General features: G+C 59.2%; 3 protein-coding genes. 1 reads left to right on the forward strand and 2 read right to left on the reverse strand.

Translation table 11 applies throughout. The features are described from left to right. The first annotated feature begins 43 nt into the window (after window positions 1–43). Window positions 44–967 (forward strand): maltose operon protein MalM, encoded by a 924-nt coding sequence (gene malM, locus RTY00_RS21360; protein ID WP_312666070.1) that lies wholly within the window; start codon window positions 44–46, stop codon window positions 965–967. 143 nt (window positions 968–1,110) lie between these two features. Here the strand turns inward: malM and malQ are convergent, their stop codons facing one another. Both malQ and RTY00_RS21370 read right to left on the reverse strand, forming a co-directional pair. Continuing rightward, window positions 1,111–3,153 carry a 4-alpha-glucanotransferase gene (gene malQ, locus RTY00_RS21365; RefSeq protein WP_312666072.1) on the reverse strand — a complete coding sequence of 681 codons (2,043 nt, stop codon included), beginning with the start codon at window positions 3,151–3,153 and terminating at the stop codon, window positions 1,111–1,113. Beyond that, the coding region (locus RTY00_RS21370) for a glycogen/starch/alpha-glucan phosphorylase (protein ID WP_312666074.1) at window positions 3,150–3,901 on the reverse strand (752 nt) is incomplete at its 5' end. The genes malQ and RTY00_RS21370, both read right to left, overlap by 4 nt.

Genomic DNA, 3,901 nt, shown 5'->3' on the forward strand with positions numbered 1-3,901 from the left:
GCCTGGTTCGCGCCGCCGCCTGACAGTTTTTTGAGGTTATACAATGAGAATGAAAAAAACGGTTTTTGCGCTCTGCCTGAGCGCCGCGTTGCTCGCCGGTCAAAGTTTTCCGGCGCTCGCTGATGTCAATCTGGTGCCACAGGATCTCTCTGCCGCACCCACATTCCCTGCCGCCAGCCTGCAAACGCTGAGCTGGTTGCCGGTAGAACCCTCCCGCACGCAGGTCACCACGCTGAGTGAAAACCACGCCAATCCTAACGCCGCGGGCGTGACGGGTTCGGTGGCCGCTTATAGCCTGCCAGCGAATATCGGTGAACTCACTATTACGCTGAGCAGTGAAGTAAAACAAAATCAGGTATTTGCGCCGAATGTGCTGGTGCTGGATGAGAACATGCGCCCGGCGGCCTGGTTCCCGGCGCGCTTTTTCACCTACCAGCAGCCGGGCGTGATGGCGGCAGATCGGCTGGAAGGTGTGATGAAACTGACGCCGGCGCTGGGTCAGCAAAAGATCTATCTGCTGGTGTTCACTACCGAGAAGGATTTGACCGAAACCACCACCTTACTGGATCCGGCGAAAGCCTACGCTCGCGGCACCGGTAATGCGGTGCCGGATATCCCTGATCCGATTGCCCATCACAGCCGCGATGGCACGTTGAAACTTAAAGTGAAGACCAGCTCAGGTTCATCAATTCTGGTTGGGCCGCTGTTTGGATCATCGGGTCCTGCGCCGGTAACCGTCGGTAATACGCAGCCGGTTGCGCCTGCGACTTATCGTGCTGCCCCGGTTTCGGATGCAAAACCTAAACCGATCATGACGGATACCGAAGGTTACTTTAATCAGAACATCCGCGAAGCGGTTGAGAAGGGCAATATCGATAAGGCGTTGCAGCTGCTGGATGAAGCCGAGCGTTTAGGTTCCACCTCCGCCAGACAAGTGTTTATCAGCAGTGTTAAAGGCAAGGGGTAATCCGCCCCGGCAGTGCTGATTTGTCCCATCTGGTGCGCTTCGGCGCACCTTTTTTTGCCAGGTGCGCATAAATGCGCACCCTACAAAACCGTGCATCCTGTAGGGTCGCCATTTATGGCGACCAGCTACCTATAAATGCCCAATCAAACCCGCTTCCGCCGTTGATCAATATCCTCTAACAACGCATTTATCTCCGCGTCAGCAAACATCTCCTCCAGCGAGGCGCTGAGTTTGCGCCGCCAGTTGGGATATTGGCTGGTGGTGCCGGGAATATTCACCGGGGAAGCCATATCCAGCCACTCTTCGGGTTGCAGGCCCAGCAGCGCGCTGTTGCTCTCCGCCAGATAACGCTGCATCGCCGCACTTAACGCGCGATCCATCACCTGCGGTTCGGCCTGCTCGGGCAAGCAATTGCTGCGTTGCAGGCTCTTAAACAACGCGCGGCGTGCGGCCAAACGCGACTTGTTTAGCCCGGCAAGAATCTGCTTATCAGGATAAAGTCCCAACTCGCTGCCCAGCCGTAAATCATCGCTTTGCCACCAGCCGCGCAGGGTTGGCATATCGTGGGTGGTGGCGACCGCCATCGCCTGACGTGGCCAGCGGGCAGGGGCGCGAAAGGCCACTTTGGATGTCTGCTCAAAATAGAGCACTTTGTAGGAGTAGACGCCCGCCTGCTGCAGCTTGCCGATAATCTTCTCCGGCACCGTCCCCAAATCCTCGCCAATCACCATGCAGTGATGACGCTGACTCTCCAACGCCAGAATCGCCAGCAGATCATCAATGGGATAATGGACATAGGCACCTTCCGCCGCGCTTTCGCCCTGTGGGATCCACCACAGCCGCAACAGCGCCATCACGTGATCGATGCGCAGTGCGCCGCAGTCGTGCATGTTGGCGCGCAGCAGCGCAATCCACGGCTCGTAGGCGCGCGCCTGCATAATCTGTGGATCCATCGGCGGCAATCCCCAATTCTGGCCCAGCGGGCCGAGAATATCCGGTGGCGCGCCGACGCTGGCCTGCAAGCAGTAAAGCTCGCGATCGCTCCAGGTTTCTGCGCCGCCCTGCGCCACGCCCACCGCCAGATCGCGGTATAAGCCAATTGGCATCGCCTGCTGCTGGCACACCGCCCAACAATCGGCGAACTGACGCGCGGCTAGCCATTGCAGCCACAGATAAAAGCGCACTTCATAGGTGTGTTCGATGCGGAATGCGCGCACCGCTGCGCTGTCGGGCGACTGCAACGCCGCAGGCCAGGTTGTCCAGTCGTAGCGCTGAGGATCTTCGGCGATCTGCGCGGCGTGCAGGGCATCGAAAACGCCCTGATGCAGCAAACTTTCGCCGCCTTGCTGCATAAAACCTTCAAAGGCGATAACCAGATCATCGTCCGCGCCGCGCTTCCTGAAGTGATGCCAGGCGAGGCGCAGCGCCTCCAGTTTCAATCGGGTAACCGCTGAGTAATCGACCCACTCAGCGTCCCGCGCCGCCTGAAGCGCCTGCTGCGTGCTGGCCGCCTGCCACCAGCGTTGCGCTTCTTCACTCAGCGTAAAATCCTCAACGGCGGCGACATCGATATACAGCATATTCAGCCAGCGCCGCGACGACGGGCTGTACGGACTGGCGCTTTCCGGCGTCGCCGGGAACAGCGCGTGCAACGGGTTCAAGCCAATACAATCCCCGCCACGCTGCGCAACCTCGACCAGCATCTGCTTTAAGTCGCTGAAATCGCCGATTCCCCAGTTGGACGCCGATCGCAGCGTATAAAGCTGAATACAGGCGCCCCACAGCGATTGCCCTTGCTGGATGGCTGGCGGCTCGTAACAGCGAACCGGCGCGACAATAATCCGGCAGTGAAACGCTTGTTGATGTGCGGTGAAGTTGAGCTGGTGATAACCCAAAGGCAGCGTAGGTAAAACGATCGGCTGGTTGGCGATAGCGCGCCCGTGCCAGCTTTCGCCCTGTTCCGCGATCAGCTGCCACTCGCCTGCTATGCCGGGCGCAGGCAGCACAATCTCCTCGTGTTCTCCCTGCACAATCAGCACCGGCGGCAGCGGCGAGGCGTGCGGTTTCGTGGGATGCATCGCCGCCAGCAAACGCTGGCGGGTTAGGGCGGAGACCGATTGCAGCTGGCCATGGGCGTCGATGTATTCGCTGGCGATTTCGGCGGTTGGCGTGATAGTGCTGTTCATCGCGCGGCCTGCCAGATGCGTTGCTGATAGTCACGGATAGCGCGGTCGGCGCTGAACATGCCGCAGCGCGCGGTATTGAGAATGGCGGCGCGCGTCCAGCCGTGTTGATCGGCCCACAAGGTTTCAGCCTGCGCCTGCGCATTGAGGTAGTGACGAAAATCGACCAGCACCAGATAAGGATCGCCACCTTTGGCGCTCAGGCTGTGCAGCAGCGGCTCGAACGCGGTGACGTCGCCGTCGCTAAAAGTGCCGTCTTCTAACGCTTTCAATACCCGATCCAGCTGCGCATCTTTTTTGCGCCATGCGTCAGGCGAGTAGCCTTCCGCTTTCAACGCGCTGACCTGATCGACGGTGTGACCAAAGATAAAGATATTATCGGCCCCAACCTGCTCGGCGATCTCCACATTGGCGCCATCCAGCGTGCCTATGGTCAAGGCGCCGTTCAGCGCTAGCTTCATGTTGCCGGTGCCAGATGCCTCTTTGCCGGCGGTAGAAATCTGCTCGGAAAGATCCGCTACCGGAATCAGCCGCTCGGCAACCGAAACGTTGTAATCAGGCACAAACACCACTTTCAGGCGGTCGCCAATGCGCGGATCGTTGTTGATGGTGGCCGCCACTTTATTGATCGCGTAGATGATGTTCTTGGCCAGCACATATCCCGGCGCGGCCTTGGCACCAAACAGCACCACGCGTGGCGTCAGGTTGGCCTGCGGATCGCTCACCAGCGTTTGCCACAGCGCGATAATGT

The sequence above is a fragment of the Pantoea sp. CTOTU49201 genome (genome assembly GCF_032054795.1).
Lineage (GTDB): Bacteria > Pseudomonadota > Gammaproteobacteria > Enterobacterales > Enterobacteriaceae > Pantoea > Pantoea symbiotica.

Coding starts and splice junctions, on each gene's coding strand:
- malQ (WP_312666072.1), bottom strand. CDS start 3,153: ATGAACAGCACTATCACGCCAACCGCCGAAATCGCCAGCGAATACATC.
- malM (WP_312666070.1), top strand. CDS start 44: ATGAGAATGAAAAAAACGGTTTTTGCGCTCTGCCTGAGCGCCGCGTTG.